The 20,085-nt window shown below is 61.2% G+C and carries 19 protein-coding genes and 1 pseudogene; 5 read left to right on the top strand and 15 right to left on the bottom strand.

Translation table 11 applies throughout. The features are described from left to right. Window positions 1-9: 9 nt before the first annotated feature. The 10 genes from ACUXVA_RS09390 to ACUXVA_RS09345 all read right to left on the bottom strand — a co-directional run bounded on the left by ACUXVA_RS09390 (window position 10) and on the right by ACUXVA_RS09345 (window position 11,010). Entirely contained in the window at window positions 10-381 is a 372-nt protein-coding gene (locus ACUXVA_RS09390; RefSeq protein WP_265080550.1) for a response regulator, read from the bottom strand. A 3-nt stretch (window positions 382-384) separates the two neighbouring features. Beyond that, complete coding sequence (locus tag ACUXVA_RS09385) at window positions 385-675, bottom strand: hypothetical protein (RefSeq protein WP_265080551.1); 291 nt, start codon at window positions 673-675, stop codon at window positions 385-387. Further along, entirely contained in the window at window positions 672-2,975 is a 2,304-nt protein-coding gene (locus ACUXVA_RS09380; RefSeq protein WP_265080552.1) for a chemotaxis protein CheA, read from the bottom strand. Before ACUXVA_RS09380 ends, ACUXVA_RS09385 begins: the two co-directional genes overlap by 4 nt. Then, window positions 2,972-3,337: a response regulator gene (locus ACUXVA_RS09375; RefSeq protein ID WP_445493270.1), complete on the bottom strand. Its 366-nt coding sequence runs from the start codon at window positions 3,335-3,337 to the stop codon at window positions 2,972-2,974. The genes ACUXVA_RS09380 and ACUXVA_RS09375 overlap by 4 nt, the downstream gene beginning before the upstream one ends. Before the next feature lie 54 nt (window positions 3,338-3,391). Beyond that, window positions 3,392-4,261 (bottom strand): CheR family methyltransferase, encoded by an 870-nt coding sequence (locus tag ACUXVA_RS09370; protein ID WP_265080553.1) that lies wholly within the window; start codon window positions 4,259-4,261, stop codon window positions 3,392-3,394. Next, the gene (locus ACUXVA_RS09365) at window positions 4,261-4,884 is read right to left on the bottom strand and encodes a HEAT repeat domain-containing protein (RefSeq protein ID WP_445491782.1); all 624 of its coding nucleotides are present in this window, start codon (window positions 4,882-4,884) and stop codon (window positions 4,261-4,263) included. Before ACUXVA_RS09365 ends, ACUXVA_RS09370 begins: the two co-directional genes overlap by 1 nt. Before the next feature lies 1 nt (window position 4,885). Continuing rightward, on the bottom strand, window positions 4,886-5,956 hold the full coding sequence (gene cheB / locus ACUXVA_RS09360; RefSeq protein WP_265080555.1) for a chemotaxis-specific protein-glutamate methyltransferase CheB: 1,071 nt from the start codon (window positions 5,954-5,956) through the stop codon (window positions 4,886-4,888). Then, window positions 5,949-7,574, bottom strand: a complete 1,626-nt coding sequence (locus ACUXVA_RS09355; RefSeq protein ID WP_445493269.1) for a chemotaxis protein CheW — start codon at window positions 7,572-7,574, stop codon at window positions 5,949-5,951. The genes cheB and ACUXVA_RS09355 overlap by 8 nt, the downstream gene beginning before the upstream one ends. 23 nt (window positions 7,575-7,597) lie before the next feature. Further along, the gene (locus tag ACUXVA_RS09350) at window positions 7,598-9,529 is read right to left on the bottom strand and encodes a methyl-accepting chemotaxis protein (protein WP_445491780.1); all 1,932 of its coding nucleotides are present in this window, start codon (window positions 9,527-9,529) and stop codon (window positions 7,598-7,600) included. 488 nt (window positions 9,530-10,017) lie between these two features. Next, window positions 10,018-11,010, bottom strand: a complete 993-nt coding sequence (locus ACUXVA_RS09345; protein WP_265078738.1) for an IS481 family transposase — start codon at window positions 11,008-11,010, stop codon at window positions 10,018-10,020. A gap of 239 nt (window positions 11,011-11,249) precedes the next feature. Between ACUXVA_RS09345 and ACUXVA_RS09340 the strand changes: the two genes are divergently transcribed. After that, window positions 11,250-11,480 carry a helix-turn-helix domain-containing protein gene (locus tag ACUXVA_RS09340; RefSeq protein WP_265080557.1) on the top strand — a complete coding sequence of 77 codons (231 nt, stop codon included), beginning with the start codon at window positions 11,250-11,252 and terminating at the stop codon, window positions 11,478-11,480. 105 nt (window positions 11,481-11,585) lie between these two features. Further along, window positions 11,586-11,750 (top strand): annotated as a pseudogene (locus tag ACUXVA_RS09335) (JAB domain-containing protein); the annotation flags it as partial. A 150-nt stretch (window positions 11,751-11,900) separates the two neighbouring features. Here the strand turns inward: ACUXVA_RS09335 and ACUXVA_RS09330 are convergent. Genes ACUXVA_RS09330 through ACUXVA_RS09310 form a run of 5 tightly spaced genes read right to left on the bottom strand, consistent with a single transcriptional unit; the run spans window position 11,901 to window position 16,239 of the window. Continuing rightward, on the bottom strand, window positions 11,901-12,596 hold the full coding sequence (locus ACUXVA_RS09330) for a protease inhibitor Inh/omp19 family protein (RefSeq protein WP_265080558.1): 696 nt from the start codon (window positions 12,594-12,596) through the stop codon (window positions 11,901-11,903). A gap of 2 nt (window positions 12,597-12,598) precedes the next feature. Then, window positions 12,599-13,582, bottom strand: coding sequence for a 2-hydroxyacid dehydrogenase (locus ACUXVA_RS09325; RefSeq protein ID WP_445491777.1), 984 nt, complete (start codon window positions 13,580-13,582; stop codon window positions 12,599-12,601). Next, window positions 13,582-14,421: an ABC transporter permease gene (locus ACUXVA_RS09320; RefSeq protein ID WP_265080560.1), complete on the bottom strand. Its 840-nt coding sequence runs from the start codon at window positions 14,419-14,421 to the stop codon at window positions 13,582-13,584. Before ACUXVA_RS09320 ends, ACUXVA_RS09325 begins: the two co-directional genes overlap by 1 nt. After that, on the bottom strand, window positions 14,418-15,221 hold the full coding sequence (locus ACUXVA_RS09315; RefSeq protein WP_265080561.1) for an ABC transporter ATP-binding protein: 804 nt from the start codon (window positions 15,219-15,221) through the stop codon (window positions 14,418-14,420). The genes ACUXVA_RS09320 and ACUXVA_RS09315 overlap by 4 nt, the downstream gene beginning before the upstream one ends. A 4-nt stretch (window positions 15,222-15,225) precedes the next feature. After that, the gene (locus tag ACUXVA_RS09310) at window positions 15,226-16,239 is read right to left on the bottom strand and encodes an ABC transporter substrate-binding protein (RefSeq protein ID WP_445491775.1); all 1,014 of its coding nucleotides are present in this window, start codon (window positions 16,237-16,239) and stop codon (window positions 15,226-15,228) included. Window positions 16,240-16,374: 135 nt separating this feature from the next. Between ACUXVA_RS09310 and ACUXVA_RS09305 the strand changes: the two genes are divergently transcribed. The 3 genes from ACUXVA_RS09305 (at window position 16,375) to ACUXVA_RS09295 (ending at window position 20,030) form a co-directional block, all read left to right on the top strand. After that, the gene (locus tag ACUXVA_RS09305) at window positions 16,375-17,196 is read left to right on the top strand and encodes a creatininase family protein (protein ID WP_265080562.1); all 822 of its coding nucleotides are present in this window, start codon (window positions 16,375-16,377) and stop codon (window positions 17,194-17,196) included. A gap of 156 nt (window positions 17,197-17,352) precedes the next feature. Then, the gene (locus tag ACUXVA_RS09300) at window positions 17,353-17,634 is read left to right on the top strand and encodes a hypothetical protein (protein ID WP_265080563.1); all 282 of its coding nucleotides are present in this window, start codon (window positions 17,353-17,355) and stop codon (window positions 17,632-17,634) included. A 419-nt stretch (window positions 17,635-18,053) separates the two neighbouring features. Next, window positions 18,054-20,030 carry a carbohydrate porin gene (locus tag ACUXVA_RS09295; protein WP_445491772.1) on the top strand — a complete coding sequence of 659 codons (1,977 nt, stop codon included), beginning with the start codon at window positions 18,054-18,056 and terminating at the stop codon, window positions 20,028-20,030. Window positions 20,031-20,085: the final 55 nt, after the last annotated feature.

Raw genomic sequence — 20,085 nt, 5'->3', positions numbered from 1 at the left:
GCCATTTCCTCAACTCGACGGCAGAAGCTGCTTTAGCGCGGTGAGCAACTCGTTGGGCTCAGTGGGCTTGGTGAGCCACGCCGAAGCGCCCGCCGCACGCGCCTCGTCCCGCTTCTGTCCGCCGGATTCGGTGGTCAGCACGATGATCGGAGTGAACCGGGTCGATGCCGACTTCCTGGCCTCCTTGATAAAAGTAATGCCATCCATCTGCGGCATGTTGATATCCGTAAGAATGACGCTCGGCTTAAGGCCGCCGGCAAGCTTGGCCATGCCTTCCTTGCCATTGCTCGCAGTCTCGACTTCATAGCCGGCGCTTTTCAGGATACGCGACAGGCTCATGACCATCGTGGCCGAGTCGTCAAGAATAAGGATCGCTGGCATGACTTAATTTTCCAATTCAAATACGGGCTCGGCTTCAACAACCTGCACTGAAGGCATTTCAATTGAATGAAGGATCGGCTCAAGCCAGCGGGCGATCTCCGGGTTTGCGGGCGGGCCTTTCATCGGCAACCGCGCAATTAGTACCATTTGAAAGCAAGCCGCGTGCAGATGGCTACACCCGCACCAGTCGATCAGATCCGCTCCGGTCTGGAGATGCTGCAACAGGGCCTCAGCGTCCTCGACGGCACAGACGCCTTCGAGAAATATCGTATCGCCAGCGCGCCGGACGGTCATTGGATCAACTCCTTGAGATCGAGCACGAGCAACACGCGGCCGTCACCGAGCAAGGCAGTCCCGGCATATCCCGCAATCTTCGCGAGCATGCCTTCAAGCGGCTTCAGGATGACTTCCATTCCTTCACCGAAGGCCGATATCCCAAGTCCGATCGTTTGCCCGTTGACGCGGACCACTAGTACGGCGATCTCCTCGCCCGCGGCCGGTTCGCCTGGTAGATCGAGAAGCTGAGTTAATCGAACAAGCGGAACCACCCGATCGCGCAGAACAAAAGCCTCGCATTCCTTGATACGAACGATATCGCTGCGAAGAACTTTCACGATCCCCTCGATCAAATCCATCGGAACGCCGAACAGGTTGTTGCCCAAGGCTACGGTCATCACCCGGCTTACGGCCATGCTGAGTGGCAGGTCGATCCGGACCGTCGTGCCGGCGCCCTTGACGCTGGTCATCGCGATGCGGCCACCGGCCTTCTCGACAGCGTTGCGTACCACGTCCATACCGACGCCTCTGCCGGAAACGTCGGAGATGGTCTCAGCCGTCGAAAAACCCGCGGCGAACACCAGCATCGTGGCCTCGTCGTCGGTGATGGTGGCAAGACGCATCTCGTCGATCAGCCCGCGTTCGTAGGCCTTGCGCTTTATTGCATCCGGATCGATACCGCGTCCGTCGTCGACGACTTCGATCACCACCTGGTCGCCATCGCGCCGCGCCAGTAGCTTTACTCTCGCGGTACTCGGCTTGCCGAAGGCCAACCGTTTTTCGGGCGATTCGACTCCATGGTCGAGGCTGTTGCGGACCATGTGCAGCAGCGGGTCGAACAGGCTCTCGATGACGTTCTTGTCGGCCTCGGTATCTTCGCCTTCGATGACAAGATCGACCTGCTTGCCTAGTTTGCGTGCCAGGTCGCGCACCAGTCGCGGAAACCGCTGAAATACCTGACCAACAGGCATCATGCGGATAGCCATCACGGCACCCTGCAGCTCCTGCGCAATGCGGTCAATGACGCCGTACTGATCCTTGATCTCGTGGCTGAGTTCGCGCGAGCCAAATTGCTGTTCGGCCCGCCGCGCGAGGAATGGCAGGCTGTTCTTTGCAACCACAAGCTCGCCGATCAGGTTCATCAGCGCATCGACCTTCTGCTGATCTACACGCAGCGTCTTTGGTCCTGCTCGTTCGGTTGTGTCGCCTGGTCCGGACTGGACTGCTTGTCCTGACATAGCCTGTTCTGGGACATTGTTCGCCGAATCGACCCCGGGTCGAAGCAGATCAGCGATCGCATTGCGCAGCGGCGCGGTCCATCCTGCGCCGAGCGACTCGGCTTGCGCCGTTTCGAGTATCGCAGCGTCTTCGGAATACCCGGCGAAGCACAATGCGTTTGCGGCAACTCGAGCCGCGGAAGAGACCCGCCCTGCAAACTCTTCCAGCGGCGCATCAAACTCGAGCAGATCAATCTGCTCCCGCAGCAGCGCCTCGACCACGGCAGGCAAGACGATCCCGGATGCGACCTCGCTCAGCGAATCGGCCAACGCCGAAGCGGTAATCTCGGTGATCGTCACCTGATCAGGAACGCATCGGAAGAGCGTCTCCAATTCCGGACGGTCTGCCGTTGACAAGGCATGGAAGCCCAGATTGCAGCTGAACGGATTGAGATCGTAGAGCGCCGGCCAGGGCAGTCGCTCTTCGATGCCGAGCGCCTGCAATTGCGGAATCTGCATTGCCAAATGGAGAGGGTCTTCGCCTTTGAAGAAGCAGCCTTCCTCGGGCAGGTAGGAGACTAGGCTAATCGACTCTTCGCGAGCCGCTATTGCAGCATTCGCGATCATTTCTTTCCCAAACCAACGGCCGAGCGAGACGGCCGGACTGGAAGCGTTTGCTTTGGGAGCAAAGGGGTTAACGAGCGCTTCGATCGGCCCTTTGTTGAAACTCCCACGCAGCTCGGCGACCAGCTCCCTTGCGATCGGCGCCGCATCGCCCGGAAGTGCCTCGTGGCGATCGAGATGCTCGATCCATCGTCCTACCTGATCCAGGGTCTTTAGCGTGAGATCGGCCATTTCCGGCGTCAGCAGAAGCGAATGCTCTCGTACCGCCTGGAAAATGTCCTCTCCCGCGTGCAGAAGCTGGGTAAGGGGTTGAACGTCGAACAGGCCCGACGATCCCTTGAGCGTATGAACCGAGCGAAACAGGCGATTGATGGCCTCCTGATTGTCAGGGGCGCGCTCGAGCGCCAGCAGGTCCTCACCGGCCTCCTGCAGCAAATCGCGTGCCTCGGCGACGAATTGGGCGAGCAGCTCGTTCATGCGACGCTCCTTCCGAGCAGGGCGGCGACATAAAGTGCAAGCTGATCCCGTGAGACCGGCTTGACCAGATAGGCATTGGCGCCCGCCTTGAGCGCGGTTCGATGATCCTCCGCGCAGGCTTCGCTCGTAGTCATGAGCGCCGGCATCGCATGCGTGATCGGTTCCCGCCGCAGCGCATGCAGGAAGGTGTAGCCGTCCATCATTGGCATGTTGACGTCAACGATACAGAGATCGAACGGTGTCTGAAGCGCCTTCTCTAAGCCCTCAATGCCGTTGATTGCCTCTTCCACGCGGTAACCTTCGCGTTCAAGGATCTGCCGATAGTAGAGCCGGACGACGGTTGCGTCATCGACGACGAGAATCTGTGGAGACGAGATCTTCTGGAACCGGCTCCGCCGACGTTACCAAGTGCATGTTCACCGGGGACCTCCACGTTTCTGGTAGACGATCGCCTGCGGAAATTTTCTGACCTCGAACAACGAAGATATCCGGCTCATTGATTCTGAATGCCCCAGACAGATAAAGCCTCCCTGACAAAGACTGTCGTAAAACGACTCGACAACTTGTCGCCTGGAGCGGTCATCGAAATAGATCAGCATGTTGCGGCAGAAGATAACATCGAGGCTGGCGAACTGGCGCATCTCCGCGACATCGCTCGCATTCACCTTCGTGAAACGCACAGATTGGCGGATTGCGTCGATCAGCCGGAAACCTTCCGCCCCTGCCGACACGAAATATTTGCGCACCAGCGACGGCAAAAGCCGATGCAGCGACCTTGCGTCGTATTTGCCGTCTTCCGCCGCGCGCAGGACATTGGTGTCGATGTCGGACGCCATGATTTCGATGTCGTAGTCATCGACCTGCGCCCAGTTCTCGAGAAGGTACATGGCTATCGAGTAGGGCTCTTCTCCGGTCGAGCACGGCATCGACCAGATGCGGATACGGTCGCCCTTGCGGCGGTCGGAGACCAGTTCGGGAAGAATACTGCTGACCAGGCACTCAAGCTGGTGATCCTCGCGATAGAAATATGTCTCGTTGATGGTTAGCAGATTGATCAGGATTTCGATCTCGCCGGCAGCGTCGTGCCGCCGCAAGCGCTCGAAGTAGTCGCTCGCGCCAGCGGCGCCGCTCTTCTGAATGCGGTCAATGAGACGCTTGTCGACAAAATACCGCTTGTTGTCGCCAAACGAGATACCGGTACGTCGATAGAAATATTCGCAAAATTTCTGATACTCGACTTCGCTGATTGAATGCGTTGCCGTGGGGCGTTGCGCCAGGACCGGCATCACGCGCCCCGCGGATCGTTGCAGCGGATGCGGTCACAGGCGATGTCGATGGCGAACACGAGGAAGGGCTCTCCGGCGAAGCGAGTACGAAGCCCGTAGAGCGCCGCCAGTAACTCTTTCGTCCCAACCTCTGTCGCTACATCCACAGCCGCAGCACAAACATTGACGTGCGGCTCGTGCTCGAAAACGCGCAGCAACCGCGGGTTGGCCACTTCGCTCGGCCACGCCCTCGTGACTTCAATGGCGAGAATACGGACGTCAACGTCCGACTCGTTCATAAGCGCGTCAAGCACGGTTACAGCATCATTGTCCAGACGTTTCAGTGACTCGATGGCACCCCCACGCAGATTGGCATCATCGCTGCGGATAAACGAAGCGATCAATTTGGCTGCCAGCGCTCCGCCGATATCGGCCAGACTGCCGAACAGAGCGTCGCGTACCCGGGGATCAGGCTCACATTCGAGGCGGGCAGCCAGAGTGGCTGCTGCAGCCGGGTTCCCGGACAGGGCGCGCGCCGCACGCCGCCGTTCGTCGACATCATTGCCGGTTAACTGATCCTCACGAAGTTCGAAAGTTTCAGTTTTCGTATGCGGCACATCGGAAGCAAATCTCACTAATGGCATGTCAGTTCGTCCATCGCCGGAGTTGATCTGCAACTCGCTCGATCGGGAGCACAATCGTAGCTCCGCCGCGCTTTACCAGTTCGCCAGGCATTCCCCATACAACCGCGGTATCCTCCGACTCCGCGATGGTCCGGCCGCCGCGCGACTTTAGCTCGGCCATGGCGCGCGCACCGTCGTCACCCATGCCGGTGAGCATGACCCCGAGAAGATGCTCCGGGGTTACATGCTCCAGCGCGCTCTCGACCAAGCGTTCTACACTTGGATGCCAGTTGTGCAGCGGAGACGCGGGAACCGGAATGGCAGCGAGAACACCTGCGCGGACGACGACCAGAAAGTCGGCGTCTCCGCGTCCGACATAGGCGACACCGCCTCGCAGCGGCATCGGCCGAGTTACCTCGACGACTTCGAGTTCTGACAAACTATTGATCCGACGTGCAAACACCCCGGTGAAGCTTTCAGGCATGTGCTGCGCGATCAGGATCGGCCAAGGAAAATTACCCGGCAGCCGCGGCAGAACCGTCTCGATCGCGCCCGGTCCTCCGGTCGATACACCGATCAGAACCACTCCTTTTGCCGTACCTGAACCTCCAGTTCTCGCGCTACTTGCCGAACGCCTCGCGTCTTCTACCGACTGGGCGCGGTGGCGGACGCGATCGAGAAGTCCGCGGCTCTTGCTGATGCGTGCTCTCGCGGCACTGCGAACCTTGGCAACCAGCGCGACCCTGATCTTGTCAATGTGCAGCGAGACCGTGCCGTCCGGTTTAGGAATGAAATCTACGGCGCCGAGGCTCAGCGCCTGCAGCGTCACCTCCGCGCCTTCGCCGGTGATCGACGAAACCATCACCACGGGCTTTGGACATTCGACCATGATGCGACTGAGGCAAGTGATCCCATCCATCTCCGGCATGTTCACGTCGAGCGTGATCACGTCGGGAGCTATGGACCGCGCCATCGACAATGCTTCCGCGCCGTTGCGGGCAAAACTCACCTCGAAATCGCCTTCGGCTTTGAAGATGTCGCCCAGACACTTGCGCATCAGGGCGGAATCGTCGGCAATCAGGAGCTTAAGCATTCGCCGCGCTCAGTTCTTCGACCGCAGCGCGTTGCCTGGCTCCACCGGAGGTTTCCTCAAGCGTCGCAATCTCGTGTCTTTCCAGCAGATGATCGGTGTCGATCAGCAGGATCATTCGCTTTTGTTTCTCGAGATTGGCGACGCGCGATATGATGCGCGCCTGTTCCTCAGAGAGCGAAGGTGTCGGTCCGATCGAATTGCGTGGAATCTTCAGGACTTCGGAGACCGAATCGACGATGAATCCGGTACGCACACCATCAATCGTGAACACCATGATCCGCTGGCGGTCGTTGCGCTCGATATCATCGAGATCGAACCGCGTCCGCTGATCGACTACCGGCAGTACCGCCCCCCGGAGGTTCACGACACCCTTGATGAAACTAGGAGCCTTTGGCAAACGCGTCAGTGTATCGGGGACTCGTACGATCTCCTGTACGGAACCGATCGGGGCGCCGTATTCCTCGTCGGCGAGGCGGAACACCACGAACTGCTCTTCCTCCGCCAGCGCGGTCGCGCCGTCGACCTGGTCCGCAGCCATGATGTCCTCCACGTTTCCCTCTGAATCGACGTTCTCTGCCGCGCGACGAACTACCTCGTTCTCAAACAAGGCTTCCGCCGACAGCACCGAAACCAGTCGTTTGCCACCGTTCAGCCGGCAAATGCCCTGGATCTCGCCGTTGGCTTTCCCACCCCGCATCAGGCTCGGCACCGGATCGAGCATGTTGCGGTTCACGCGCAAGACTTCCTTGACCGTATCCATGACGATTCCAACCGAGGACTGGTCGGGCAGCGGCACCACCACGATCTTGTTGCGGTCATCGAGCGCAACCGCAGGCAGGCCGAACATTTCACGCAGGCTGACAAGCGGCAGCAGCCGATTGCGCAGCGTCACCACGCCAAGGACATGCGCATCGGTTTTGGGCATCCGGTTGATATGGTCGGGAACCTGGACGATCTCCTGAACGTTCTCGATCGAAAGCGCGTATTCCTGTCCGGCAACCTCGAAGCTCACAAGCTGCATTTCGTCGGTCGTCGCGGTCGCCTGTTCCACGACTGCGTCGATCTCGCCGTTACCAGCTTTCTGAGGGCCTCGATGCCCCGAGCCAGAATCGCTTTCGAAAAGCCGAACGGGGTCGAGAATCATGATCATCCCTTTCCCGTCGGCCGTCTTGATCATGCCGCGCAGAAGATCGGTATTGACCGTCGCCTCGATCGAACTAACACTTTCGATCTGATCGAGCGCCGCTGTCACAACTGCCGACATCCGGTCGACGACGAGGCCAACGGGGATGCCTTGATTGATAACGACCACGCGCGTTGCGTCGTTGTGTTCGACATTCGGGTAACGGAATATCCGCCGCAGACTGGTGACGGACATTACTGTGCCGCGCAGATTCGCCAGACCTTCTAGGCTTTCGTGACTGAGGGGCACCTGAATGATCTCAGGCATCCGAATAATTTCCTGCACTTCGGCGAGCGGGACCGCGAAGATGCCGTCGTCGATGTGGAAGGTGACGTACTGCCGGTTTTCGCCGGTTGAGTTGACGTGTTGCCGGTTGTCTCCGGCCGGTTCATCCACCGGAGACAGTGGCGGGGCGTCGATCAGGTCTGATTCCATATTCACGAGCGTAACCTTTCCAATTAATCTCGTGAGTTCTGGAGTTCGTCGGCGAGCGAGGCTATTTCCTCGACTGCGACCGCCAATTCCTCGGCACCCTTCGACTGCTGTTTCGCCGCGCTTGCTGCCTCGACAGCTCCCTTGCTGGCCTGGTCTGCTGCGATAGCAATCTGCTGCGTCGCCTTCTGCGCTTCCTGTACCGCGGTCAGGATGATGTCCGCACCCTTGAGGATTTCCTCGTTGCCGCTCAGCACGATCGCCATGTCCTGCTCAACCATTGCGAGGTTAGTCGTGATGGCCTTATTGTTCTGCACTTCCACCACGGCTGCCGCGGCAATCTGCTCCAGATCGCGCCGGACCGCGACAATCTGGTCCTGGGTCGCCTTGACGACGTCCTTGATGCGGTCGGCATTCTCCGCTGATTCCCGCGCGAGGTTGCGGATGTCAGTCGAGACCACCATAAAACCCTTGCCGAACTCGCCGGCGCGGGCCGCCTCGATCGATCCGTTGATCGCCAGCATATTGGTCTGAATCGACACCGTCGTGATCGAGTCGACGATCTTGTCGATACGCCGGCTGACCTGCTCCAGCGTGGCGATGAGCTCGCCGCTCTTGTTGGTCTCTTCCAGCCCCTTGGAGACGCCCGAGATGAGTTCTTCGACCGCAGAGCGACTTGCCTTCACCAGGTCGGAGATTGTACGACCTGATTCCAGCCCGGCCTTCGCACGCTCCTGCGATAGCGCAGCGCCCTTTTCGATTTGGGAGTTGCCGGCGCTCGACTGCTGTGCGGCGGCGGCGGCCTGTTGCGATCCTTTGTTGATTTGCTCAATCGCCGCCATGATCTGGGTCGCCGAGCCGCTGATTTCCTGAACCGCGGAAGATAGCTGCTCGGCCGCGGAAGCCATTTCCTCCGCGCTTTTCGAAATGTCGGTGCTGTTCTTCAGTTCGTCGGCAAGCGTGGACAATTCTTCCGACGCGGTCTGGCTTTGGTTCAGCGCCACGTTCTGCTGATCGACCGTCTTTAAGGCCTCTTCGCAGGCCGCCGACTGCTCGGTTGCCGCCGCCGCAATCTGCTCCGAACCCTTCTGCACTTCCTTGGTGGCCAGGTCGGACTGCAGCGCCGCGCTTGCGATTTCTGTGCTTCCCGCAACGATCCCAAGCATGTCGGACCGCGCCTTTTCCGGCTGCACGGTGACGGCTTTGCCCTTCTCGGCTTCAACTCGGGCCGCCTCGGCCGCTCCGTTGATGCCGTCGGCGATGGTCTTAACTTCGCCTTGAATCTGGCCAACGAGGCCCTGGATTTCGCTGGCGCTCTTTTCGGACGTCTCAGCCAGAGCTCTTACTTCATCGGCGACTACCGCGAAGCCTTTGCCGTGCTGGCCCGCCCTGGCTGCCTCGATGGCGGCGTTGAGGGCAAGCAAGTTGGTTTGATCGGCGATGCGCGCGACCGCTTTCACGATTTCGCCAATGTCGGCTGCCTGCTTTTCAAGTTCGACGACCATTTGAACGGAAGCGAGTTGGCGGTCGGCGCCAGCACCGATATTGGCGACCGAGGCGCTGATCTGAGAGTTCAGCTCTCCGAGCAGAGCCTGCAGCGCCTCGGATTTCTGCCGCGAGATTTCGGCCTTCTCCTTCGCCTGGGTCACGCCGGTGGCGATATCGGTCACCGCGACGAGCGATTGCTGCGCGGCGCCAGATGCCTCTTCGGCGCCAGCCGCTATCTGCTCCATCGACTTGGAAAGTTCCTGCGCTGCCGAAGCGGATTCGCTGATTGCCGAAGCCATTTCCGCCGTCGCGGCTGCAACTCGCTCGGCGACCTTCTGCTGGCGCGCAAAGGTGCGGGCCCGCTTGCGCTGGACTTCAGCCTGGCCAGCACTGCGATCGGTACCGCTAGAAGTATGCCCGAATTCTTCGCGCCGGGCCGGCCCAATCTGTGCTCGCTTGGCTAAAGTCATGTTCGTTCTCCAAAGAGTCGGGTTTGCAATCACCGATCCGCAAGGACGGCGAGAGCGAGGTTTAAGTTTTCTGGCGAATCAGTCGATAAGCTCGACCCGAACATGCTGCCGCAGTTCGGCTGTTGGTGTTAAGTAATCGAGACGTAGGAATACTGGTCAATGTTGCTCACCGATCATACAATGATTGCGCGACAGGCAACGCCTCTTGTTGGGCCGTATTCTCTTCGCGTGTTTGCGCATTTCGCGTCCGTAGTAGTGACCACGCGAAGAAGGACGGCGACTCAACTCGAGCCCTGTTACGCATTAGATCCTGCGACTAGCGAATATGCGTCGGCAGGCACATGGACCGAGAGACAAACGAACGGCCGCCTCGCGCGCCACAAGCTGCCGTTCCCTCCATTGAGCTAATTTAGGCGGTTCGGGGTCGGGCTTCGAATAGGATATTGAGCCGCATTAGGCATTTATTCTGCATCATCCGATGCACAGATCTAGATGTTTAGTCCCGGACTTTGATGGGTCGGATCAACATTGAATCTGGTGGGCTCTTTTGTCCAGATCTTACAAACGTACTCGTAGGGTGTGAGGCCCTGCAGGGTCTTTAGCCGACGCGCGAAGTTGTAGGCGTCGATGAAGTCGCCGAGGTGGCGACGGAGTTGGTCGTGGGTCTCGTAGTGGAAGCGCTTGACGGTCGCTTCCTTGATAGTCCGGTTCATCCGTTCGACCTGGCCATTGGTCCAGGGGTGCTTGGGCTTGGTGAGGCGATGATCGATGTCGGCCTGGGCGCAAGCCAACTCAAAGCCATGGGCCCAGACCGGCTCGCCACGCTCGAGGGCCAGCTTGATCTCAGGGACCGCTGAGCCACCGGCACCGGGCGTGGTGAAGTGCGTGCCATTGTCGGTCAGCACGGTGTGGATCTTGTAGGGCACGGCCGCGATCAGGTGGCGCAGGAAGTCGCCGGCGATGCGCCGAGTGGCTTTCTCGTGCAACTCGACGAAGGCGAACTTTGAGGTCCGGTCGATCCCCACGAACAGATAGAGCTTGCCCTGCTCGGTGCGGACCTCGGCGATGTCGATGTGAAAGTAGCCGATCGGATAGGTCTTGAACTTACGCCGATCTGGCTTGTCGCCCTCGACTTCAGGCAATCGCGAGATGTCGTGGCGCTGCAGGCAGCGATGCAGTGACGAGCGCGTCAGATGCGGGATGGTTGGTTGCAGGGCATACAAGCAGTCATCGAGCGGCAGCAGCGTGTGCCGCCGGAAGGCGACAATAAGCGCCTCTTCCTCGACCGTCAGAACCGTCGACTTCGGGTCTTTCGGCCCGGTTCGTAGATCTTCGACCGAGGCCCGCGCCTTCCACTTGGCGACGGTCTTGGGATTGATCCCATGCCGCCTGGCCAAGACCCTCAGGCTCTCTTGACTATGTTGTATCGCTCGACGGACCGCCGCTGTCGTTGTGGCGCTCCCGTGGTGAACCTGTCCCATAGCGCATCCTTCCAACCGTCGGAGAATAATGCACCATCAAATGCTGGGACCAAACATCTAGCGCACACGAACTGGCAACCATTCCTTCTTCTATCCCGCTGCATCCGTTTTCACGACGGCGGAAATCCTCCTCTTCCAACATACGTGCGGCCGCTCCATCAGACAGTCCGCGAGCATGATTTGGTGCTCTTTAGCCTTCCCGAATGTGATCGGTTGTTGGCAACGCTAGGGAGAGGTCGATGTCTGATAGAAAGTTTCTGACCGCCGAAGAAGTGTCTGAAAGATATCGTGGCAGTGTTTCAATTGGCACTCTTCGAAATTGGCGAGCGATGAAGGTAGGCCCAGCCTTCGTCAAAATTGGCAAGGCCGTTTTGTATCCGACGAATGAGCTTGATGCCTGGGATCGGAAGAATACGGTGACGTGCCGCGCGTCAAAAGGACTCGACGTGGATAAGGATGAAGAAGCGTGAGAATCCCAGACGAGCACACAGAACCGCTCCCAATTGCCGCCCCCTCACAGATAAATCAGCTCTCTAAAACGATTAATTTTCAATACGTTACGTGAGAGAAGAAGACTCCTGCACAATCATCCCAGCGGCGACCCGACGCCGTCACAGGCCGACGTGCAGATGACACGGTCAGTGATCGATGTCGCAAAACCGCTGGGGATCGCGGTGCACGACCACATCATCGTCGGCAAGAACGGGCATGCGAGCTTGAAGGGCCTGAAGCTGATCTGAACGCTTTGTTCTGGGTCCCCACCACGGCCCCTCATGGTGAGGAGCGTGCTCTTGCGCGCGTCTCGAACCATTAGGACCATGCAGCCATCCTTCGAGGCGCGGTCGAAGCCGACCGCTCCTCAGGATGAGGTAACCTCGATGGAACGAGCCCTAATTATTCCGCAACAATATCAGCGGATCGGCACTGTCCGGCACACGCCGCCATTGCGCGTTGTCGTCGGCCTCAAAGCGCCAGACCTCGCCGCTTGACGACATCATCTGCAACTCGCCGCGCTCCAGCCGCCACAGCGTCGGATTGAATTTGGCGACCGTGGGATCGCAGCGCGGCTTGAGGAAGACGGCAAAACTGTCCTGCGCGGCTTCGGTGTTGGTCAGGGTCAGGCCGCAGACGACGCTGCCGTTGCCGCGGACCATCGACCAGTCGCCGATCATCTGATCCATCGACTTCGCCAGCGAGCGCGCGGCCGCAAGGTTCTGCAGGATGTAGACGCCCTCGCCGCTGCGCAACCCCTCGAAGATCCCGCTCTCGACCTCGGTGAAGTCGATCACCGGCTCGCCCGCGGCGTCCTGCAGCCGCACGATATCGAGGCCCTTGATGCTCCAGCTCTTGATGGCGCCGGTGAACGGCAACGCCTTGGCGCAATCCGGTTCGAGTTCGAGCTTGAGGCCGCGCGGCACGACATCGGGCTTTATCGTCACCACACAGGTCTTGCTGCGCTCGGTGGTGGACAGTTCCCACTGCCCGATCATGCTCTTGTTCAGGCTGGCGTCCTGCGCCGGCGCTGGCGATCCGGCCAGCATGGCCGCAGTCGCCAGAACGAAACCGAAGCAGGACGCGGTGCGCATGGTCAGCGGCCCTTGACCGGAGTCTCCGGGATCGGGGTCATCGGCGCCTTGCCGGCGAACCAGGCTTTCAGATTGTCGACGACCAGCCGATCCATGGCGTTGCGCGTCACCACCGAGGCCGAGCCGACATGCGGCAGCAGCACGACGTTCTGCATGGCGCGCAGTTCGTCGGGCACCTTCGGCTCCTGCGCGAAGACATCGAGCCCGGCCGCCAGAATGGTTCCGGATTTCAACGCCGCGATCAGCGCCGGTTCGTCGATGACCGAGCCGCGCGCCACGTTGACGATGATGCCGCGCGGACCCAGCGCACTCATCACCTCGGCATTGACCAGGTTGGCGGTGGACGGCCCGCCCGGCGTGATGACGATGAGCGTGTCGACCGCCTTCGCCATCTCGATGAGGTTCGGATAGTGCTTGTAGGCAACGCCGTCCGCCGGCTTGCGCGAATGATACACCACCGGCACCAGCGAAGCGTCGAGGCGGCGGGCGATGGCCTGGCCGATGCGGCCCATGCCGACCATGCCGACCTTGCGATCGCGCAGCGAGCCGACGGTGAGCGGATAAGGCTGCGTCAGCCACAGGCCGGAGCGGACATAGCGATCCGCCTTGATGAATTCGCGTGCGGTCGCGATGAACAGGCCGAGCGCGGTGTCGGCCACTTCCTCGGTCAGCACATCCGGCGTGTTGGTGACGATGATGTTGTGGTCGGCGGCATATCTGGCGTCGATGTGGTCGTAGCCGACGCCGAAGCTGGAAACGATCTCGGCCTTCGGATAGGCCGACAGCACGGCGCTGTTGACCGGCACCTGGCCGGTGACGGCGATGCCGCGGATACGCGCGGCAACGTCCGCCGGCACCCGCTCGAGATCGTGCTGGGTTTCGGCGTTGTGCAGCACGTACTGATCGGAAAAGCCCTTGTCGACCGTGGCCTTGCTCGGCCCGTAGATCAGCAGATCGATCTTTTCCGACGAAATTCCCGTAGCCATCAATTTTCCTTTCGCAGTGCACTCTCATGCCATCGCCGCAACATCAGATGCGAGGCCAGCGCGAGGAGCATATAAATGACAATCCCTGCGGCAGAGAGCAACAGCAAGGCGGCGAACATCCGGGGAATGTTGAGCCGGTAGCTGGATTCCGAGATCCGGTAGGCAAGCCCCGAGCCGGCTCCTGCGGCGCCGGCCGCGATTTCGGCGGCGACCGCGCCGATCAGGGACAATCCGCCGGCAATACGCAATCCGCCCAGCATCAGCGGCAGCGCCGCCGGCAGCTGCAGATACAGCAGGGTCTGCATGCGCGATGCGCCGTAGAGCTGAAACAGGCCGGCCAGGTTCCGGTCCACGGAACGCAGGCCGAGCGCCGTGTTCGCCAGCACTGGAAAGAACGCCACGATCCAGGCGCACACCACGACAGCGGTCTGCTGCGGCAGGTAGATCAGCATCAGCGGCGCGATGGCGATCACCGGCGTCACCTGCAGCACGATCGCATAGGGCAGCAGCGAATATTCCAGCCACTTCGACTGGCTGAACAGCAGCGCCAGCGCCACGCCGCCGATGGCCGCGGCGATGAAGCCTTCCAACGCGGTGAGCAGCGTAACGCCGAGCGATTCCGACAGGATCGACCAGTCGGCGATCAGCGTGCGGAACACGAGCCCGGGACCGGGCAGCAGATAGGGCGGGATGCCGTTGAGACGGACCGCCAGATCCCAGGCCGCAATGCCGGCCAGCAGGACGACGACCGGCAGAACGATCTGAGCCCAGCGACCACGGCCGTTGCGCGCAACCTCGGACTCGATCGACAGATCCGGCACCTTTTCCAGCGCGCTCATGCGCCACTCCCGGCGTCACCGGCCTCAGCCAGTGCCAGCGAGACATCGCGGCAACGGGTGGCATAGGCAACCGAGGTGCGGAAATCGTCGTCGCGCAGCTCCGGCGCCTCGATGGGGAATTGCGCGCTGACGCGGCCGGGGCGCTGGCTCATCACGATCACCCGCTGCGACAGATAGACCGCCTCGAACACCGAATGGGTGACGAAGATGACGGTCTTGCGCAATTGACGCCACAGCGCCAGCAGGTCGTTGTTGAGCTTGAAGCGGGTGATCTCGTCGAGCGCAGCGAAGGGCTCGTCCATCAGCAGGATATCGGGATCGGTGACCAGCGCCCGCGCCAGTGACACCCGCATCTTCATGCCACCGGACAATTCGCGCGGAAAGGCGTCGGCGAATTCGCCGAGACCGACCTGCGCCAGCGCGGCGTCGACGCGCCGATCGGATGCTCCCCGCGGCTCACGAGCCAGCTTCAGCGGCAGCCGGACATTGTCGCGCACGCTGCTCCACGGCATCAGGGTCGGCTCCTGAAACACGAAACCGATGGCGTGGCCGGTGGCGCGGGTCGACACCTGCACCGTGCCCGCGGTCGGCGCCGACAGGCCGGCGATGAGTCGTAACGCGGTGGACTTTCCGCAGCCCGACGATCCCAGCAGCGAAACGAATTCACCGCTGCGGACATCGAGGTCGAGCGGGCCGAGTGCCCGGAGTCCATTGTCATAGACCTTGGTGACGCCACGCAGGCTCACCGACACGCCTGCCGGCGCGGCTGCGGGGAGATCTGGCAAAGCGGGACCGGTCACGGCGTTATTTCTTCGACCGCAGATCCAGGCCCACGCCCTTGTTGACGAACTGCAGCGTGTAGGCCTTGCGGAAATCGATATCCCGCTTGACCACACCGGCGCGCGACATCTTGTCGAAGAAGCTGGCGACGCGGGCTTCGGACATGGCGCCGATGCCGTCGCGCAGGCTGTCGCCGGAATCCACGATGCCATATTCCTTCATCTTGGCGACCGAATTGGCCAGCACGTCGTCGGTCATTTCCGGATTGAGCTTCTTGATCAGGTCGTTGGCCGGCTTGTTGTTGCCGTAGAGATAATTGTACCAGCCGATGATCGAGGCATCGACGAAGCGCTGCACCAGGTCGGGCTTCTTGTCGATCAGGTCGCGCCGGGTCTCGATCAGCGTGGAATAACCATCGAAGCCATAATCCGCGAGCAGGATCAGCGTCGGCTTGAAGCCGGCCTGCTTCTCCACCACGAAAGGCTCGGAGGTGACATAGCCCTGCATGGCGCTGTTTTTGTCGGCCAGGAACGGCTGCGCGTTGAAGGTGTAGGGCTTGACCTTGTTGTCGCTGAACCCGAATTCGTTCTTCATCCACTGGAAGTAGCCGGCGACTCCCTCCTTGGAGATGAAGATGGTCAGCGGCTTGAGGTCTTCGAGCTTGGTCACCTTGGGATTGGGATGCACCAGGAATACCTGCGGGTCCCGCTGGAAAATCGCAGCGACAGTGACCAGCGGCACGTTGTTGGTGACCGCGTCGAACGACTTCAGGGTGTTGGCGCTCATGTAGAAATCGAGCTTGCCGGCCACCAGCAGGATGCCGTTGTTGATGTTCGGCCCCCCCGGCACGATGGTCACGTCGAGCCCGTAGCTCTTGTAGGTTCCGTCAGCGACGGCCTGAAAGAAGCCGCCATGCTCCGCCTCGGCGACCCAGTTGGTGCCGAACGTCACCTTGTCGAGCGTTTCTGCGTGCGCCGGCGCGGCCAGCATGGCCAGCGCGCCAAATGTTAACGCTCGCAGCAGACAAAGCGGGCTCATGATTGGACTCCGTTGATCGTTTTGGCCCATGATGAAGCCAGCCGGGTGGTACAGGCCCCGGGCCGAATTGACCACCCACGGTGGGAAACCGCGACAAATTACCCTGCGAATTCAGCCAAAGAAACATTTCGTGCGATGACTTCTGACGTTCCCTCCCGCGACTGGACCGGGATCCACTGGCCCGACATGGCAGCCACCGACACGGCGCAATGGATCGCCGTGCTGCCGCTGGCTGCCACCGAACAGCACGGTCCGCATTTACCGGTGGGCACCGACGTCCTGATCGCCGAGGCCTATCTCGCCCGTGTTCGCAGCCTGCTGCCGGCCGCCCTGCCCGCCACCTTCCTGCCGCTGCAGCCGGTCGGCATTTCCACCGAACACCTGGCGTTTCCGGGCACGCTCACGCTGACCACCGAGACGGCGCTGCAAGGCTGGATGGCCATCGGCGAAAGCCTCGCCCGAGCCGGCATCAGAAAGCTCGTGATGGTCACCAGCCATGGCGGCAACAGCGCGGCGATGACGCTGGTGGCGCAGGATCTGCGTGCCCGCCACGGCATGCTCGCGGTAACCACCGGATGGAATCGCTTCGGCGCGCCGGACGGCCTGTTCACCGCCGACGAGCTGCGCCACGGCATTCACGGCGGCGCGGTGGAGACATCGATCATGCTGGCGGCGTATCCGCAGCATGTGCGTCGAGACAAGATCGCAGATTTCCCCGCCGCGACTGCGTCCATGGACAAGGATTTTCGCTGGCTGTCCGCGCATCGCCCGGCACCGTTCGCCTGGCAGACCGAGGATTTGCATGTGAGCGGCGCGGTGGGCGATGCCACCCAGGCCTCGGCGGAAAAGGGCGAGGCGCTGCTCGACCATGGCGCGCGCGCCTTCTGCGAATTGCTGGCCGATGTCGGCCGCTTCGATCTGGCGGCGTTGGCAAACAGGCCCGACGCAGGCCGGTAGCACTGCGGCAACTGTTTCGTGCCGCGCGCGGATCGCACCACGACGACACGCGGCTGAAACCAAATTTCCATGATGCAGTTTCGAACCCGCTCCGGAAACGCTTCGACCAACTGTCATGCGGACCACGATGGCCGCTTCAACAGGATGGAGTTTCCCATGTCGATCAAGTCCAAGCTTGCTGCTCTCGCCCTCGCCGCGCTCGCTGTCACCGGTACCGTCGCGTCGTCCACACAACAGGCCCAGGCCAAGGGTCCCGGCGTTGGTTTCGGCGTCGCCGCCGGCGTGCTCGGTGCGGTTGCCGTCGGCAGCGCCATCGCCGCCAGCGAGACCGGCTACTACGGTTACGGCAATGGCTACGCCTATCGCCGCTGCGGCTGGGTCCGTCAGTTCGATGCCTACGGTAATTATGTCGGCCGCGTCCGCACCTGCAACTACTGAGCCCTGATCTGATCGATGTGGATTCGCGTCCGGCACGGGCGCCTCATCCACCCCGTGTCGCACCGACCCGCCCGGTTGTCCCCCCGGGCGGGTCATCTTTTTGACCACCGTCTCTCGCCCGGGTCCTTGCGAGCCGATTGTGACCCAACCGTCACACTCGCATGCCATTCAGGAGCATAGACGCAATTGCTTGTTGCTCTTGCGAATTAGTTGCATTTATATTTGGGCATGGTCGCGAGACACTGGTTGGGTTCCGCCGGCGTTTGAGGCAATTGTGCGATGCGGCAAGCCAGACGGACCGCGCGTGCTCTCATTCGTTGCGCGGACCAAGCGCGACGCCACTGGCCCGACCGACGTTCGGGACAGGCAAAATCGGAAATGACACAGGCATGAGCCCTTTCGACCCCCTGGATCCGTTCATGAAGCGCCTCTGGATTGGATGCGCGCTCAGCGCGGTCGTGTTCAGCGGCTCGGCAGGGGCCGCAGACGTCGCGCCTGGAATGCCCGTCAAGGCGCCCCGGCTGCAGCCGATCGTGGACTGGACCGGATTCTACCTCGGCGCCCATGCCGGCTATGGCCGCGGTAACGCCAACGCGACCTTGCGCGATCCGGCTGCCACAGGCGTCAGCAACGGCTTCGGCGGACCGGTCGGCGGCCTGCAGGCCGGTTATAACCTTCAGTTGCCATCCGGGGTGCTGCTCGGCCTCGAGACCGACGTGACGTTTCCCAATTATATCGACGGCAATTCCATCGCCGCAAACGTGGGCTCTGCGAATTCGCAGATTCTCGATCAGGTCGATTTCTCCGGCACCCTGCGTGGACGGCTCGGCATGGTTGCCGGCCCGTGGCTGACCTATGCGACCGGCGGACTGGCCTTCATCGGCGAGCGCTTTGTCAACACGCCGACAGTCGGCGACCGGGAAAAACAGGTCAACATGCGGCTCGGCTGGGCGGCGGGCGCCGGCGTCGAATATGCGTTCTCTCCGCATTGGACGGCGCGCGTCGAATATCTCTACAGTCGTTTTGGCGACGCCAATGTGCAGTTCGCATCCGGCGCGCAGTATCAGTCCGCGACAGATTTCCAGATGCTCCGCGTCGGGCTCAACCGCAAGATCGACTGGTCGCCCGGCAGTCTGCCGAAGCTGGCCGGCATCACCGACCCGGAATCCAACCGCTGGGAAATTCACGGCCAGACGACCTATCTGGGCCAGGGCTACCCGTCGTTCCGCGCGCCCTACACCGGCACCAACAGCTTCACGCCAGCCTCGCAGTACCAGGCGACCTGGAGCAACAGCCTGTTCCTCAATGCGCGGCTCTGGGAGGGCGGCGAGGTCTACTACAATCCCGAATTGCTGCAGGGATTTGGACTCAACAACACCGTTGGCGCCGCCGGTTTTCCCAACGGCGAGGCGCAAAAATCGAACTTCCCCTATCCGCACTACAACACCTCGCGGCTGATCCTGCGCCAGACTTGGGGATTCGGCGGCGAGCAGGAAGAACTCGCCAGCGGCCCGACCCAGCTAGGCGGCAAGGTCGATGTCAACAGGCTGACCGTGCAGGCCGGCAAATTTGCAGTCATGGATATTTTCGATGGCAATTCCTACGCCAAGGACACCCGCAAGGATTTCATGAACTGGTCGATGTGGGCGCCCGGCGCCTTCGACTATTCCGCCGACAAGGTCGGCCTGACCTATGGCGCCACCGCCGAATTGAACCAGAAGCAATGGGCCTTGCGCGCGGGCTATTTCCTGATGGGTGACGTCTCCAACTCGAACAACTTCGACACCAAGATTCTGCAACGTGGCAGCTATGTGCTCGAACTGGAAACACGCTACACGCTCTTCTCGCAGCCCGGAAAACTCCGGACGATCGCCTGGCTGAACAGCGCGTTTTCAGGCAGCTATCGCGATACGCTGAACAATCGCGCATTCAATCTCGACATTGCACAGACCCGACAGGGCCGCATCAAGTATGGCTACGTCGTCAGCCTCGAGCAGGCGCTTAACGACGACGTCGGCCTGTTCGCGCGCTGGAGCTGGAACGACGGCAAGACCGAGATCATGGCCTTCACCGACATTGATTCCAGCCTGTCGCTCGGCACGTCGATCAAGGGCACGCGCTGGGGTCGGCCCGACGACGTCGTCGGCATCGGCGGCGCCATCAACGGACTGTCCAACGATCATCGCGATTTCATCGCGGCCGGCGGATTGGGCGTCCTGATCGGCGATGGCCAGTTGAACTACCGCCGCGAACGCGTGCTCGAGACCTACTATGCCTACGCGCTCAACAAGCAGCCGACTCTGACCGCCGACTACCAGCCGATCACCAATCCCGCCTACAATGCCGACCGCGGTCCTGTGTCGGTGTTTTCGGGACGGCTGCACGGCGAGTTCTGATCGCTGTCATTGCGGGCGCGCTGGGCGGCGTCAGCCGCACGCGCCCCGGAACGAC

The organism is Rhodopseudomonas sp. RCAM05734, assembly GCF_052658035.1.
This window is presented reverse-complemented; position numbering and strand designations above follow the sequence as displayed.

Coding starts and splice junctions, on each gene's coding strand:
- ACUXVA_RS09355 (WP_445493269.1), bottom strand. CDS start 7,574: ATGGAATCAGACCTGATCGACGCCCCGCCACTGTCTCCGGTGGATGAA.
- ACUXVA_RS09345 (WP_265078738.1), bottom strand. CDS start 11,010: ATGGGACAGGTTCACCACGGGAGCGCCACAACGACAGCGGCGGTCCGT.
- ACUXVA_RS09350 (WP_445491780.1), bottom strand. CDS start 9,529: ATGACTTTAGCCAAGCGAGCACAGATTGGGCCGGCCCGGCGCGAAGAA.
- cheB (WP_265080555.1), bottom strand. CDS start 5,956: ATGCTTAAGCTCCTGATTGCCGACGATTCCGCCCTGATGCGCAAGTGT.
- ACUXVA_RS09365 (WP_445491782.1), bottom strand. CDS start 4,884: ATGCCATTAGTGAGATTTGCTTCCGATGTGCCGCATACGAAAACTGAA.
- ACUXVA_RS09305 (WP_265080562.1), top strand. CDS start 16,375: ATGACTTCTGACGTTCCCTCCCGCGACTGGACCGGGATCCACTGGCCC.
- ACUXVA_RS09380 (WP_265080552.1), bottom strand. CDS start 2,975: ATGAACGAGCTGCTCGCCCAATTCGTCGCCGAGGCACGCGATTTGCTG.
- ACUXVA_RS09310 (WP_445491775.1), bottom strand. CDS start 16,239: ATGAGCCCGCTTTGTCTGCTGCGAGCGTTAACATTTGGCGCGCTGGCC.
- ACUXVA_RS09340 (WP_265080557.1), top strand. CDS start 11,250: ATGTCTGATAGAAAGTTTCTGACCGCCGAAGAAGTGTCTGAAAGATAT.
- ACUXVA_RS09325 (WP_445491777.1), bottom strand. CDS start 13,582: ATGGCTACGGGAATTTCGTCGGAAAAGATCGATCTGCTGATCTACGGG.
- ACUXVA_RS09330 (WP_265080558.1), bottom strand. CDS start 12,596: ATGCGCACCGCGTCCTGCTTCGGTTTCGTTCTGGCGACTGCGGCCATG.
- ACUXVA_RS09295 (WP_445491772.1), top strand. CDS start 18,054: ATGAAGCGCCTCTGGATTGGATGCGCGCTCAGCGCGGTCGTGTTCAGC.
- ACUXVA_RS09370 (WP_265080553.1), bottom strand. CDS start 4,261: ATGCCGGTCCTGGCGCAACGCCCCACGGCAACGCATTCAATCAGCGAA.
- ACUXVA_RS09390 (WP_265080550.1), bottom strand. CDS start 381: ATGCCAGCGATCCTTATTCTTGACGACTCGGCCACGATGGTCATGAGC.
- ACUXVA_RS09385 (WP_265080551.1), bottom strand. CDS start 675: ATGACCGTCCGGCGCGCTGGCGATACGATATTTCTCGAAGGCGTCTGT.
- ACUXVA_RS09300 (WP_265080563.1), top strand. CDS start 17,353: ATGTCGATCAAGTCCAAGCTTGCTGCTCTCGCCCTCGCCGCGCTCGCT.
- ACUXVA_RS09320 (WP_265080560.1), bottom strand. CDS start 14,421: ATGAGCGCGCTGGAAAAGGTGCCGGATCTGTCGATCGAGTCCGAGGTT.